The 13,139-nt window shown below is 66.6% G+C and carries 13 protein-coding genes; 7 read left to right on the forward strand and 6 right to left on the reverse strand.

Annotated elements, in window-relative coordinates:
- Positions 1 to 789 precede the first annotated feature (789 nt).
- Positions 790 to 1,353 (forward strand): response regulator transcription factor, encoded by a 564-nt coding sequence (locus tag ACYQR9_RS03195; protein ID WP_461228664.1) that lies wholly within the window; start codon positions 790 to 792, stop codon positions 1,351 to 1,353.
- A 43-nt stretch (positions 1,354 to 1,396) separates the two neighbouring features.
- On the opposite strand, the gene ACYQR9_RS03200 is transcribed toward ACYQR9_RS03195, so the two are convergent.
- From ACYQR9_RS03200 to ACYQR9_RS03210, 3 genes are read right to left on the reverse strand one after another with little or no spacing between them, the layout of a single operon-like run.
- Positions 1,397 to 1,873: a secondary thiamine-phosphate synthase enzyme YjbQ gene (locus ACYQR9_RS03200; protein WP_461228665.1), complete on the reverse strand. Its 477-nt coding sequence runs from the start codon at positions 1,871 to 1,873 to the stop codon at positions 1,397 to 1,399.
- On the reverse strand, positions 1,870 to 3,714 hold the full coding sequence (locus ACYQR9_RS03205; RefSeq protein ID WP_461228666.1) for a cisplatin damage response ATP-dependent DNA ligase: 1,845 nt from the start codon (positions 3,712 to 3,714) through the stop codon (positions 1,870 to 1,872). The genes ACYQR9_RS03200 and ACYQR9_RS03205 overlap by 4 nt, the downstream gene beginning before the upstream one ends.
- The gene (locus tag ACYQR9_RS03210) at positions 3,711 to 4,757 is read right to left on the reverse strand and encodes a ligase-associated DNA damage response exonuclease (RefSeq protein WP_461228667.1); all 1,047 of its coding nucleotides are present in this window, start codon (positions 4,755 to 4,757) and stop codon (positions 3,711 to 3,713) included. The genes ACYQR9_RS03205 and ACYQR9_RS03210 overlap by 4 nt, the downstream gene beginning before the upstream one ends.
- An 85-nt stretch (positions 4,758 to 4,842) precedes the next feature.
- On the opposite strand from ACYQR9_RS03210, the gene ACYQR9_RS03215 reads away from it, so the two are divergent.
- Together ACYQR9_RS03215 and ACYQR9_RS03220 are read left to right on the forward strand one after the other, a co-directional pair.
- Positions 4,843 to 5,811 carry a class I SAM-dependent DNA methyltransferase gene (locus ACYQR9_RS03215; protein ID WP_461228668.1) on the forward strand — a complete coding sequence of 323 codons (969 nt, stop codon included), beginning with the start codon at positions 4,843 to 4,845 and terminating at the stop codon, positions 5,809 to 5,811.
- 176 nt (positions 5,812 to 5,987) lie between these two features.
- Positions 5,988 to 6,722, forward strand: a complete 735-nt coding sequence (locus ACYQR9_RS03220; protein ID WP_056422475.1) for a YoaK family protein — start codon at positions 5,988 to 5,990, stop codon at positions 6,720 to 6,722.
- A 1-nt stretch (position 6,723) separates the two neighbouring features.
- Here the strand turns inward: ACYQR9_RS03220 and arfB are convergent, their stop codons facing one another.
- Together arfB and ACYQR9_RS03230 are read right to left on the reverse strand one after the other, a co-directional pair.
- Positions 6,724 to 7,146, reverse strand: a complete 423-nt coding sequence (arfB, locus tag ACYQR9_RS03225; protein WP_200919010.1) for an alternative ribosome rescue aminoacyl-tRNA hydrolase ArfB — start codon at positions 7,144 to 7,146, stop codon at positions 6,724 to 6,726.
- A 31-nt stretch (positions 7,147 to 7,177) separates the two neighbouring features.
- Complete coding sequence (locus tag ACYQR9_RS03230; RefSeq protein ID WP_461228669.1) at positions 7,178 to 7,456, reverse strand: BolA family protein; 279 nt, start codon at positions 7,454 to 7,456, stop codon at positions 7,178 to 7,180.
- Positions 7,457 to 7,596: 140 nt separating this feature from the next.
- On the opposite strand from ACYQR9_RS03230, the gene ACYQR9_RS03235 reads away from it, so the two are divergent.
- The 4 genes from ACYQR9_RS03235 to cobT all read left to right on the forward strand — a co-directional run bounded on the left by ACYQR9_RS03235 (position 7,597) and on the right by cobT (position 11,877).
- Positions 7,597 to 8,229: a J domain-containing protein gene (locus ACYQR9_RS03235; protein WP_056422483.1), complete on the forward strand. Its 633-nt coding sequence runs from the start codon at positions 7,597 to 7,599 to the stop codon at positions 8,227 to 8,229.
- A 233-nt stretch (positions 8,230 to 8,462) separates the two neighbouring features.
- Positions 8,463 to 9,446, forward strand: coding sequence for a cobaltochelatase subunit CobS (gene cobS, locus ACYQR9_RS03240; RefSeq protein ID WP_056422487.1), 984 nt, complete (start codon positions 8,463 to 8,465; stop codon positions 9,444 to 9,446).
- Between the two features lie 20 nt (positions 9,447 to 9,466).
- Positions 9,467 to 9,970: a DUF29 domain-containing protein gene (locus ACYQR9_RS03245; protein ID WP_056422490.1), complete on the forward strand. Its 504-nt coding sequence runs from the start codon at positions 9,467 to 9,469 to the stop codon at positions 9,968 to 9,970.
- 5 nt (positions 9,971 to 9,975) lie between these two features.
- Positions 9,976 to 11,877: a cobaltochelatase subunit CobT gene (cobT, locus tag ACYQR9_RS03250; RefSeq protein ID WP_461228670.1), complete on the forward strand. Its 1,902-nt coding sequence runs from the start codon at positions 9,976 to 9,978 to the stop codon at positions 11,875 to 11,877.
- A 130-nt stretch (positions 11,878 to 12,007) separates the two neighbouring features.
- Here cobT and plsX read toward each other — a convergent pair whose 3' ends face one another.
- The gene (plsX, locus tag ACYQR9_RS03255) at positions 12,008 to 13,042 is read right to left on the reverse strand and encodes a phosphate acyltransferase PlsX (protein WP_461229724.1); all 1,035 of its coding nucleotides are present in this window, start codon (positions 13,040 to 13,042) and stop codon (positions 12,008 to 12,010) included.
- Positions 13,043 to 13,139 lie beyond the last annotated feature (97 nt).

Here is a 13,139-nt window from a genome sequence, read left to right on the forward strand (position 1 = left end):
CATGAGGGCCGGTAACCTGCTCTAACCTTGGACAATCCCTGGTTCGGACCGGATCTAAGTAGTCATACCACGGTACGGCCTTTCACAGGTCTCGACTGTTCCAGGCTTCGGAGGCCGGCATGATGGGGGCCGCTCCAAGACGTCGGTTTCGGCTTCCACGCCTACGTGCAAGAGCGTTTTACCACCCGAGGCTTGCTGAAATCGAGGCTTCAGCGAGCGCGGCATCATTGACCTACAGGCAGTCATACGCACTCGACGCGACAGATTTGAAGTGTTCATTTTTCCTTGTTGCACGCGATGTCTCCATGTTATTCAATCGTCATAGAATTCGAAACTGAGGGAGGGGGCAACAACGATCCGCTGATATTTGCAACCTGAAATAATAACATTTGTTTCATCACGATCACCTGCTCAGCACGACGACCCGATTTTCGATCGACTGCTATGAGACTGCGTCTCGCCTTCGCAGCAGGACGACAGTGCGACGTTCATACGGCGGCATTTCATTCATGCCGGCAGAGCGATGGCCATGCCATCTATTTCCAAGTCTTCATTGGAGTTAGCCCGATGCCACTCAGTATCACTGCTTCTTCCGAACCTCCCCAATCCGATTTCCTTCCCAGCATGATCGTCGGACCGGATAGTCTGACCTCTGCGACCACGACCATACCCGCCATCGTCATTGGCCCGAGAGGGCTCGAACGGGACGGTCTCGTTGGAATATTGAACCAGAACGGATATTCAGTCCTCGATTCGATAGACGATATTGCAGATCTACAGATCGGATACATGCCGGATCTGATCATCCTGAGCGAGTTCGGCCAGGATGAGATCGAGGGAGCGCTGGTTCCCCTGGTGCAATCCCACTTTCCCACGGCCCGGATCGTCGCCCTCACGGCCGAGACCGATCCGGCGGTGCCGCGGTACCTGCTGCAGCGGGGCATCCAGGCCTGCCTGAACCGGAGCGCGCAGCCGATCGCCTTGATCCGATCGTTGAACGTCGTGATGGGCGGCAACATCGTGATCTCCATCGGTGCCGCCTCGCATCTGACCGGGGGCAGCAACGGCTTCCCGAGGCCGGCTCTCATGCGGTTCGCCAAGGGCGTAGAGACGGCGCCCGCAGCGGCATCGGATCTCTCGCATCGCGAGATCGAAGTCCTCGCCTGCTTGTCGACCGGGCATTCCAACAAGTCGATCGCCCGGGAATTGCGGATCTCCGAGGCGACGGTGAAGATCCACGTCAAGAACGTCTTGAGAAAGATCAATGTCAGCAACCGGACCCAGGCGGCGGTCTGGGTTTCGAAACACGGCACCCCGACGGTCGGCTGCCGCCGGAACGGCCGGGCCGCGTGACCCGGACCGGCGGCGCGCCCGATGACGGTGCGCCGCCGGTCCCCTATGCGCCGGCGACGTGCAGGACGATGTCGCGCCGGTGCGGCCGGTCGCGGTGTTCGATGAGATAGATGCCCTGCCACGTGCCGAGGACGAGACGTCCATCGATGACGGGGATCGTCAGGCCTGAATCCGTCAGCAGGGTGCGGATATGCGCCGGCATGTCGTCGGGGCCTTCCGCCGAATGGATGTACCCGCCACCGGGATGGCGCGGGGCGAGCCCGTCCAGGGCCGTCATCAGGTCGCTCTGCACGTCGGGATCGGCATTCTCCTGGATCGTCAGGGAGGCCGAGGTGTGCCGGCAGAAGAGCGTGAGCAGGCCCTGCGCGATGCCGCTGCGCCCGAGGAAATCGGCCACTGCCGCCGTGACATCGGTGAAGCCCTGGCCCCGCGTCGAGACGGTGAAGCGGGCGCTGGCCTGGCGCCGGATCTCGCCTTCCTGAAAACCTTCGATCCCGCCGATCCTGCCTGCAGCCATCATGATGCCTCCTCGTCGATCGATGCGCCCGGCGCGATTTCCCGCTCGCCGCGCGCCAGGATGGTCTCCAGAATTCCGATCCCGTCCGCCTCGGCGGCCGGCTTGTCCCAGCGGATGCGGTGGACGCGGGGGAAGCGCATGGCGACGCCGGATTTGTGCCGGGTGGAGCGCTGCACGCCCTCGAAGGCGATCTCCAGGACGAGGCCCTCCTCCGGCCCGTAGGCGACTTCGCGCACGGGGCCGAAGCGTTTGGTCGTGTGGTTGCGGACGAAGCGGTCGAGCTTGGCGAGCTCCGCATCGGTGAAGCCGTGATAGGCCTTGCCCACAGGCACCAGTTCCCGCCCGCCCTCCGGCCGCTCGCGCCAGACCCCGAAGGTGTAGTCCGAATAGAAGGACGAGCGCTTCCCGTGGCCGCGCTGGGCATACATCATCACCGCATCCACGAGATGCGGCTCGCGCTTCCACTTCCACCACGGACCCTTGGGGCGGCCGGGCAGATAGGGGCTGTCGCGCAGCTTCAGCATCACCCCCTCGATGGCGTCGGCATCCTCGCCCGCCCCCACGCTCGCGGGATCGGCGCGGGCCTCGGCGAGGTCGTCCCAGGTCTCGAACGTCACCAGCGGCGAGAGATCGATGCGGGCGTGATCCAGGGCGGCGACGAAACTCTCGAGCCGCGCGCGGCGGGTCGCGAAGGGCAGCGGGCGAAGATCCTCGCCCTCCGCCGTGAGAAGGTCGTAGGCCCGCACATGGGCCGGGAATTCCTCCAGCAGCTTGGGCGTGACGGCCTTCCGGTTGAGGCGCTGCTGCAGCACGTTGAAGCTCTGAACCCGCTCCTCCCGCAGGATCAGCAATTCGCCGTCGATCGTGCCCGTGAAGGTGATCGCCTCGGCGAGATCGGGGAAGGCGCCGGTAATGTCCTCGCCGGTGCGCGAATAGACCCGCGCCACCTGCTCCCCGGCCTCGTCGCGCCCCCCCGCGAGTTGGACGCGGATGCCGTCCCATTTCCACTCGCCCGAGAAGGCGGCCGGATCGAGCTTGTCGAAATCCGTCTCCTCGTCGATCGGGTGGGAGAGCATCGGCGGGCGGAACGGCGCGGGGTTGAGGGTGGTGGGGCGCTCCCCCCTCCCCTCGACCCAGGCGAACAGGCCGAGATACGGCGGCTCCAGCCCGTGCCAGACCTCCTCCACCGCATCGGCCTCGTGGCCGCCGAGCGCCCCCACCGCCGTCTTGGCGAGGCGGGCCGAGACGCCGACGCGAAGCGCCCCGGTGATGAGCTTCAGCAGCGCCCAGCGCCCGGTCTCGTCGAGGGCATCGAGCCAGCCGGCGATATGGGCCGGCAGGTCGGATTTCTTCACGGTGGCGAGGGTCTCGACCACTTCCGAGAGGGTCGGGATGTGCGGCGGCGGGTTGTTGTGGCCCGGACCGGCCGCTGCTGCATCCCCTACCCCCTCTGCGGGGGAGGGTGCCTGCGGAGCAGGCGGGAGAGGGGACGACCTTTCCGGAGATGGCGCTCCCCTCTCCCGACCCTCGCTCACGCGAGGGCCACCCTCCCCCGCAGAGGGGGGAGGGTTTTGAGACGGCCAGATCAGCGCCGTGGTCTCGGCGAGGTCGCCGACATAATTATGGGAGAGCGCGAACAGCACCGGGTCGACCCGCGCTTCCACCAATCCGCGAATCATGGCCGGCTTGGCCTCGCGGAAGCTGAGATTGCCGGTCATGGCGGCCAGCGCCCAGCCCCGCTCCGGGTCGGGCGCATGGGCGAAGTAATCCTGCAGCAGGCGCAGCTTGGCGTTGCGGCGCGGCTCGTAGGCGAGGCGGTCGAGGAGATGGGCGAAGTCGTTCACGCGGCGGCCTCCTCGGCCGGCGCGGCGGTTTCGCCCTCGCCGTCATCGCCATAGCCCAGCATGTGCAGCGGCTTGGCCTTGATCCCTTGCGTCCCGCACCAATGCACCAGGGCGTCCTCCTGCCCGTGGGTCACCCAGACCTCGCCGGCCCCGGTCTCTCGGATGGTGCGGCAGAGGTCCGGCCAGTCGGAATGGTCGGAGATGACGAGGGGGAGTTCGGCGCCCTTCTGCCGGGCCCGCGCCCGCACCCGCATCCAGCCCGAGGCGAAGGAGGTGACGGGATCGGGGAATTTGCGCGACCACACGTCCTGGATCGCCGAGGGCGGGCAGAGCACGATGGCGCCGTGGAGTTTTCCGCGCTCCGTCGCGACGACCTTCGGCGTCTCCCCGAGCGGGATGCCCTCGCGCTTGTAGAGCTCGGTCAATTTCTCCATGGCGCCGTGGAGATAGATCGGCTGGTCGTAGCCGGCCTCCCGCAACAGGGCCATGACCCGCTGCGCCTTGCCGAGCGCATAAGCGCCGACGATGTGGGCGCGCTCGGGGAACAGGGCGACGGAATCGAGGAGCTTGCGGACCTCGCCCGCCGTGTCCGGCATCCGGAAGACCGGCAGGCCGAAGGTCGCCTCGGTGATGAAGACGTCGCAGGGGACGACCTCGAAGGGCAGGCAAGTCGGGTCGTAGGCGCGCTTGTAATCGCCCGACACCACCACCCGGACGCCCTGGGCTTGGATGGAGATCTGGGCCGAGCCGAGGACATGGCCGGCGGGCGCGAAACGCACCGTCACGTCGCCGATGCGGATATCCTCGCCGAGCACCGCCTCCTGGCGCGTCTGACAGAAATCCTCGCCGTAGCGCACGGCCATGATCCGCAGGGTCTGGCCCGTGGCCAGCACCTTGCCGTGGCCAGACCGGGCATGGTCGGCATGGCCGTGGGTGATGAGGGCGCGCGGCACCGGCCAGGTCGGGTCCACGTGGAACCCGCCCAGCGGACAATACAGCCCCTCGCGGGTCAGGGTCAGGAGGTCGCTCGCACTCAGGCTCATGCGGGATGCCGAACTGCGAAGGGCCGAACTGCGAAGGGCCGAACATGGGGATGGCGGATCATGCGACGTGATATAGGGCGCTCGCATGAACCCGCGAGCGCAGACGTCACTTCAGAACAGTTCGGGCGATCTCCTCGCCGACCGGCGCTACGCCTATGCGGAGGCCTGTCTCTGCGAGGGCGATGCGGAGGGCGCGGCCGAGATGGCCGAGCAGGTCCTGGAGATCGCGCCGCGTTACGCGGCGGCGTGGTTCCTGCTCGGACGGGCGCGAGAGGCCCGCCACCTCGCCACGGCGGATGTCGCCCACCACCATGCCGCCTTGCGGGCCTATGGCAACGCCCTCGACCTCGACCCGCATGACGAACTCGGGGCCCGGCTGCGCCTCGTCCAGATCGGCGAGGGCGCGGCTTTGGGGGCGATCTCGCCGGCCTATATCCGCGCCCTGTTCGACGGCTACGCTCCGCGATTCGAGCGCCACCTCGTAGGCGAGTTGCAATATCGCGGGCCGGAACTGCTGGTGAGGGCCCTCGACGGGCTGGACGGCGCGCGGGCGGATTTCGGCGACGTGATCGACCTCGGCTGCGGCACCGGCCTGGTGGGCGAGGCTTTGAATGGGCGCACGCGAACCCTGACGGGAATCGACATCTCCCCCGGCATGCTCGCCGAAGCCGCCCGGCGGCGGCGCTACGACAGGCTCATCGAGGGCGATCTCGTCCCCATTCTCCGAGGCGAGAAGCAAGACAGCGCCGATCTCGTCATCGCGGCGGACGTCTTCATCTATGTCGGCGGCCTTTCCCCGGTCATGGCCGAGACCGCCCGCATACTCAGGCCCACGGGCCTCGTGGCCTTCACGGTGCAGTGGAACCCCGATGGCGGCCTCGTTCTCGGTGCCGATGCGCGCTACGCCCATGGCGCGCGCTACCTGCGCCGGCTGGCCGACGAGGCCGGTCTGGACATGCTCGGTCTCGAACCCGCCGTGATCCGCCGCGAGCGCGGGAGCGAGGTGGCGGCGCGCGTCGTCCTGTTGCGCAAACCGGGTCCTCCGGCGCCTTAATCCCAATTGCGCGCGATTGAGTTGAACCGAAGCGGGCCGGCATGTGTTGCACGGCACGACACTCCCCCATTCATCCGCACCAACGCGGCGCAGGCGGTTTATCCGTCGCGTCCGATCGGTAAGGTCCGGCCTTCTCCCGACCCTTACAATCCTCTTCCAGGAGCCTGTTCAGACGCATGGCCGATAAGACCGACAAGTCGTTTCCCGCGAGCCCGAGCACGCGCATTCCCTTCGCACTCGCCCTCTCGGCACTGGCCGGATGCGCCGATTCCATCGGCTTCCTCGAATTTTCACAGCTCTTCATGTCGTTCATGAGCGGCAACACCACCCGCTTCGGCGTCTCGGTGAGCAAGTTCGATTGGGAGAGCACGGCCCGCGTCAGCTCGGTCATCGTCATGTTCTGCTTCGGCGCCTTCATCGGCACGCTGATCGCGGCCTGGGTCGGGCGCTGGCGGCTCTCGGTGATGCTGCTGCTCCAGGCGGTGCTCCTCGCGATCGGCCTCGTCATGCCCTACGGCACCTTCTCCTGGCCGCTGCACGTCTATCCCATCGTCATCGCGCTCGGCCTCCAGAACGCCACGCTGCAGGACGAGGCCGGGCGCAGCCTCGCCCTCACCTATGTCACGGGCGCGGTGGTCCGCTTCGGCACCGGGCTCGCCAACCTGCTGATGGGCAAGGTCGCACCGTCGTTCTGGATCCAGGCGCCGCTCTGGGGAGCCCTGAGCACCGGGGCGGTGATCGGCGGCTTCCTCCAGACCCGTTTCGGCGAGGACGCCTTCCTGTTCCCCGCCGCCCTGGCGGCGCTCCTCGCCCTGATCGCCATCGCCCTCACCGTCCTGAAGCCCGGCAGCGCCTATGTCACCGGCGCCGAAGAATACCATCCGCCGGATGCAAGGGGACCGGTGAAGTAACTCAATCGCCTCCGCCGTCGCTGCGCAGGCGCTTGGTGGCGCCGCGCCGGGACTTCTCGTCGAGGCGGCGCTTCTTCGAGGCGAGGGTCGGGCGTGTCGCCCGGCGCGGCGTCGGCGGCACCGCCGCCTCGGCGACGAGCGCGGCGAGGCGCTCGCGCGCATCGGCCCGGTTGCGGTCCTGCGTGCGGAACTGCTGGGCCATGATGACGATGACCCCGTCCTGAGTCAGCCGCCGCCCGGCGAGCCGCATCAGGCGCACCGCCACGGCGTCGGGCAGGGAGTGCGAGCGCCGCGCATCGAAGCGGAGTTGGACCGCCGTGGAGAGCTTGTTGACGTTCTGCCCGCCAGGTCCCGAGGCGCGCACGAAAGTCTCTTCGAGTTCGGCCTCGTCGATGGCGAGATGCGGGGTGCATTGCAGGGCCATCGCCACCATATTCCTCGTGTGCCGGAGCCGTTCAGGCGGCCTCGGACGGCGCCTTCGCCTTCACCGCGAGGGCGTGGAGCCCGCGCTTGAACGCCTCGTCGAGAACGCCGTTCACGATCCGGTGGCGCTCGACCCGGCTCTTCCCCTCGAATGCGGCGGAAACGATCTCGACACGGAAATGCGTCTCGCCCTCGGGCCGTGCGCCCGAATGGCCCGCATGCAGATGGGATTCGTCCACGACCACCAGGGTTTGCGGCGCCAGTCGCGCGTCGAGCGCTCCGGTGATCCAATCCTTGAGCGTGCCGGCCATCGTGTCCTCGTCTTTCCGTCGCTTCGTTCCTAGCCTGTAGGCGCCCGGAGGCTTCGGGGTCGTCAACCCCCGATCTCCGCATGCGTCATCAGGCCCGCCGCCCTTGTGTCTCGGACCCGCCCTCTCATAATCGCCCCACCATGGATCTCAACTCGCGTCTGTTCGACAGCATCCGCATCAAGCGCAAACCCTCCTGCGACGAGCCCAAGGCTGCGTCCCAGACGGGCTGCGAGACCCCCGGCTGCACCAATGCCGGGCTCTACCGCGCTCCCAAGGGTCGCAAGGCGGAAGGCCAGTACTGGCGCTTCTGCATCGACCACGTGCGCGCCTACAACGCCACCTACAACTACTTCGACGGCATGAACGACGCCGCCGTCCAGGCCTACCAGAAGGACGCCGTGATCGGGCATCGCCCGACCTGGGCGATGGGCGTGAACCCGGCGACGCGGGCCGCCGGAGCGAAACCGGGCGACCCGAAGCGCGACTGGGCCTATGTCGACCCGCTCGACATCCTGCGCAGCGAAGGCGTCGGCGAGACCTCGCGCCGGGCCAAGCCCGAGCCGAGCCGGCCGCGCCTCACGGTGGCCGCCCTGAAGGCCCTCGACGTGCTCGGCCTCGACGAGAACGCGGACACGGCCGCCATCAAGGCGCAGTACAAGGTGCTGGTGAAGCGCTTCCACCCCGACGCCAATGGCGGCGACCGCTCGTTCGAGGAGCGGCTGCGCGACATCATCCGCGCCCACGACACCCTGCGTGCCGCCGGCCTGTGCTGAGCCGGGTGCCGCGAACCGGCACGAACGATGCACGTTTTTGCAAATGACGTGCGGTGGGAGGCGGCAAACCGCGCGGGAGGCCCTATATCGAGTTCTCGCACCCCTTGGCGTCCGCCGACGCAGCCCCTTAAAGGTGGTATTCCACGTCTCGCCCCGTGCGGGACCCGGCAATGCCCACCGAGATAGATCCGCGAGCCCGGCCCATGCCGGCGCCCGCCCCGACGAGGTCCCGTATGCTTTCTGACGACACCCCCGCCTCGCTGCCCGACCGGATGGTCTCCGTCCGCGAGGCTTTCGGCATCGATCTCGACCTCAAGGTGCCGGCCTTCTCGCAGAGCGAGGAGCACGTTCCCGATCTCGACCCGGATTACATCTTCGATCGCGAGACCACCCTGGCGATCCTGGCGGGCTTCGCCCGTAACCGGCGCGTGATGGTCACCGGCTATCACGGCACCGGCAAGTCGACCCATATCGAGCAGGTCGCCGCCCGCCTGAACTGGCCCTGCATCCGGATCAACCTCGACAGCCACGTCTCCCGCATCGATCTCGTCGGCAAGGACGCGATCGTGCTGAAGGACGGCAAGCAGATCACCGCCTTCCAGGACGGAATCCTGCCCTGGGCGCTGCAGAACAACGTGGCGCTGGTCTTCGACGAATACGATGCCGGCCGCCCGGACGTGATGTTCGTGATCCAGCGCGTGCTCGAAGTCTCGGGCCGCCTGACGCTGCTCGACCAGAAGCGAGTGATCCGCCCCCACCCGGCCTTCCGCCTGTTCGCCACCGCCAACACGGTGGGCCTCGGCGACACGTCCGGCCTCTATCACGGCACCCAGCAGATCAACCAGGGCCAGATGGACCGCTGGTCGATCGTGACGACGCTGAACTACCTCGCCCATGACCGCGAGGTGGACATCGTCCTGTCGAAGGCGCTGCATTACCAGCGCGACGGCGGCCGCGACATCGTCAGCCGCATGGTCCGCGTCGCCGACCTGACCCGCAACGCCTTCATGAACGGCGATCTCTCCACCGTCATGAGCCCGCGCACGGTGATCACCTGGGCCGAGAACGCCGACATCTTCCAGGATATCGGCTTCGCCTTCCGGGTGACCTTCCTCAACAAGTGCGACGAGCTGGAGCGCACCCTGGTGGCGGAATTCTACCAGCGCGCCTTCGGCAAGGAACTGCCCGAGAGCGCGATGAACGTGGCGCTGAGCTGAGGATCGACGCGGAGGACGCGATGGCCGAACCGGCCTTGAAGGGTGAGACACGGGAATCGTCACCGTCCGAGCGCGCACCGAATCGTGCGCGCTACGAGGATGACTTCTATTCGTGGCTGATCCAGCAAGCCGATCTCCTGCGCGCCCGTCGCTTCGAGGAGCTCGATCTCGAGCACATGGCCGAGGAACTCGAGGATTTGTCGAAGAGCGAGTTCGCCAAGCTTCAGAGCACCCTGCGCGTCCTCGTCATGCACATGCTGAAATGGGACCAGCAGCCGGAGCACCGCACGCCGAGCTGGATCTTCTCGATCCGTGAGCAACGGCGGCGCTACGGGCGGATCTTGTCCAGCAATCCCGGGCTGAAGCCTCGTATCGACGAGGCGCTGAGCGACGCCTACCCGGACGCACGCGATTGGGCCGCCGACGAGACCCATCTGCCGCCGGATGAGTTTCCCGCGGAATGCCCCTACGGCTGGGACGACATCCTGGACCGCCCCTTCGATTTCGACTCGGTGAAGAAGTAGCGATCGTGGCCATCTCGAACCGCAAAGCCGGCGAACGCCGGGAGCCCATCGCCGAACCGCTGAAGCGTTCGGTCGCCGGATGCCTGCGCGCCATCGCCAAGCGTTCCGAGATCGAGGTGGTCTATGCCAGCGACCGGCCGGCGCTCACCGGCGACAAGGCGCGCCTGCCCGAGCCGCCGCGCAAGCTGACGCCGGAGGATGTGGCGATCCTGCGCGGCAACGCCGATTCCATGGCGTTGCGCCTCGGCTGCCACGATGTGGCCGTCCATCGCCGCCTCGCCCCCGAGAATGCCGGTGCGCGCGCCGTGTTCGATGCCGTCGAGCAGGCCCGCGTGGAGGCCATCGGCTCGCGCCGCATGGCCGGCGTGGCCTCGAACCTCACGGCCATGCTGGAGGACCGCTACCATCGCGGCGGCAAATACGAAGACATCACCGACCGGGCCGATGCCCCGATGGAGGATGCCGTCGCCCTGATGGTGCGCGAGCGCCTGACCGGCGAAGCCCCGCCCAAGGCCGCGCGCAAGATCGTCGACCTCTGGCGCTCGCATATCGAGGAGAAGGCCGGCCCCAGCCTGGACGGCCTCATCGGCAATCTCGAGAACCAGCGCTCCTTCGCCCGCTCGGTGCGCGAGTTGCTGTCCTCCCTCGACATGGCGGACGAGACGCCCCTCGACCCCGAGGACGACGACAACGAGGACGACAACGAAGGGCAGGACGACGAGCAGACCCCGAGCGAGGGCGAGGCCGAGGAGCAGTCCCAGGGCGACAAGTCCGAGATGGAGACCTCCGAGGAAGCCTCGGACGAGCTGCAGGACGGCGCCACGGAAGCCGCCGACGCTCCCTCCGGCGAATTGCCGGACGAGTCCGAGAACGCCGAATCCGAGGAGGCCTCCGAGGCCAAGCGTCCGCCCAACAACCGGCCCGTCGAGCCGCGCGGCCCGGAATACAAGGTGTTCAATCCCCGCTTTGACGAGATGATCGACGCCGAGGATCTGTGCGACGCCGAAGAGCTCGCGCGCCTGCGCACCTATCTCGACAAGCAGCTCGCCCATCTCCAGGGCGTGGTCGGCCGGCTGGCCAACCGGCTGCAGCGCCGGCTCCTGGCCCAGCAGAACCGGGCCTGGGAATTCGACCTCGAAGAAGGCCAGCTCGATCCGGCCCGCCTCGTGCGGGTGATGACGGACCCGTTCCAGCCGCTCTCGTTCAAGCGCGAGAAGGACACGAATTTTCGCGATACCGTGGTCACGCTGCTGCTCGACAATTCGGGCTCCATGCGCGGCCGGCCGATCACGGTGGCCGCCACCTGTGCCGACATCCTGGCACGGACCCTGGAGCGCTGCGGCGTCAAGGTCGAGATCCTCGGCTTCACCACCCGCGCCTGGAAGGGCGGCCAATCGCGCGAGGCGTGGCTGGCGGCGGGCAAGCCCAACGGTCCCGGCCGTCTGAACGACCTGCGTCACATCATCTACAAGAGCGCCGACGCTCCCTGGCGCCGGGCGCGGAAAAACCTCGGGCTGATGATGCGCGAGGGTCTGCTGAAGGAGAATATCGACGGCGAGGCCCTGGACTGGGCGCACAAGCGCCTGCTCGCCCGGCCCGAACAGCGCAAGATCCTAATGGTGATCTCGGACGGCGCGCCGGTCGACGATTCGACCCTCTCGGTCAATCCGGGCAATTATCTCGAGCGCCACCTGCGCTGGATGATCGAGGACATCGAGACCCGCTCACCGGTCGAACTCCTCGCCATCGGCATCGGCCACGACGTGACCCGCTACTACCGCCGCGCCGTCACCATCATCGACGCCGAGGAGCTCGGCGGGGCGATGACGGAGAAGCTGGCGGAGCTGTTCGAGGAAGATGCGGGTGGTGCCATGCCCGTGCGCAGGGCTGCGGGCGGGCGGCGGTAGACGACAGGCGTCGGCGGACGGGGCCTGTTCCCGGGGCGGCTTTGGACCCGTTGTGACCCTGGGAACGTCTGTTTCCAGGCGATCTATGAGGCGGAGGCCTGCGACTAGGTTGGGTAGAAAGCGGAAATTCCTACACAGTTGTATGTGCGCTGATCTGCGCGAAGCCATCGTGAATTTTTGCCATTAGGTCTCGTCGGACCATGTCGTGGCCAAGCTTTATCGCCGCCGCAAAACCGTCGGGTGTTGTGTCTCCATGGCTCTTGATCACGATGCCATCGAGCCCGAGGAAGACAGCGCCATTCGCTCTATTTGGGTCCATTTGCTCTCGCAGAGAACCGAAGGCTCTTCTGGACAGCGCGTAGCCGATCTTCGATCGTAGGTTCTGGCCCATGACGGATCGAAGCACCTGGGCCATCTGACGGGCTGTTCCCTCGGCAGTCTTCAGCGCAATGTTGCCCGTGAAGCCCTCCGTGACGATGACATCGACCTGACCATCGCCCAGCGCATCCCCTGAAATGATCCCGCGAAAGTTGAGTTCTGCGGGATCAAAGTCACGCAAAAGCTGGGCAGCCTCGCCAACATCACACGCACCATGGACGTCTTCGGCATCGGTATGAAGTAGCCCAACGCTTGGTCGATCGATGTTGAACACGATACGGGCCATCGCCGCTCCCATAACTGCGAACCCGACAAGCTGCTGGGCATTTGCTCCGATCGTTGCGCCAGCATCCAAGACGATGCTCGTACCGCGCCGTGTTGGCCACAACACTGCAAGACCCGGCCGCTCCACGCCTAGCATCATGCGAAGGCAAAACCGCGACATCGCCATCAGCGCGCCCGTATTCCCCGCCGAAACCGCAACATCGACCCTGTGGGTTTTCACGGCGTCAAGCGCCAACCACATCGAGGCTTTACCACGGCCTTTGCGCAGGGCAGCGCTAGGCTTGTCCCCCATGCCAATCGCGACATCTGTGTGTAGGACGTCGGATACGGCGGCGAGCTTAGGATTTGCGTCGAGTATCGGTCGAATTCGAGCTTCATCGCCAACGAACAAGAACGACACATCGGGGTTTTTAGCATGCGCGATCGCTGCGCCCGGTAGGACGACATCGACCCCATGATCCCCGCCCATCGCGTCGAGCGCGATTCGAACTCTGTCGGCCATAAGTGGTTGACCCGTTTGTAGTTGCTGCTGAGTATTTTGCTTGCGCATACCCGAGAAGCACAACGACGCAATGTTCGATAAGGGTTGGTGACAGAAC

The sequence above is a fragment of the Methylobacterium sp. CM6241 genome (genome assembly GCF_054817845.1).

Bases quoted from the DNA above. Each gene is read 5' to 3' on its own strand.
- ACYQR9_RS03210 (WP_461228667.1), bottom strand. From the start codon at position 4,757: ATGAGCCTGAGTGCGAGCGACCTCCTGACCCTGACCCGCGAGGGGCTG.
- ACYQR9_RS03200 (WP_461228665.1), bottom strand. From the start codon at position 1,873: ATGATGGCTGCAGGCAGGATCGGCGGGATCGAAGGTTTTCAGGAAGGC.
- ACYQR9_RS03195 (WP_461228664.1), top strand. From the start codon at position 790: ATGCCGGATCTGATCATCCTGAGCGAGTTCGGCCAGGATGAGATCGAG.
- ACYQR9_RS03220 (WP_056422475.1), top strand. From the start codon at position 5,988: ATGGCCGATAAGACCGACAAGTCGTTTCCCGCGAGCCCGAGCACGCGC.
- plsX (WP_461229724.1), bottom strand. From the start codon at position 13,042: ATGGCCGACAGAGTTCGAATCGCGCTCGACGCGATGGGCGGGGATCAT.
- cobS (WP_056422487.1), top strand. From the start codon at position 8,463: ATGCTTTCTGACGACACCCCCGCCTCGCTGCCCGACCGGATGGTCTCC.
- ACYQR9_RS03230 (WP_461228669.1), bottom strand. From the start codon at position 7,456: ATGGCCGGCACGCTCAAGGATTGGATCACCGGAGCGCTCGACGCGCGA.
- ACYQR9_RS03215 (WP_461228668.1), top strand. From the start codon at position 4,843: ATGAACCCGCGAGCGCAGACGTCACTTCAGAACAGTTCGGGCGATCTC.
- ACYQR9_RS03245 (WP_056422490.1), top strand. From the start codon at position 9,467: ATGGCCGAACCGGCCTTGAAGGGTGAGACACGGGAATCGTCACCGTCC.
- ACYQR9_RS03235 (WP_056422483.1), top strand. From the start codon at position 7,597: ATGGATCTCAACTCGCGTCTGTTCGACAGCATCCGCATCAAGCGCAAA.
- arfB (WP_200919010.1), bottom strand. From the start codon at position 7,146: ATGGCCCTGCAATGCACCCCGCATCTCGCCATCGACGAGGCCGAACTC.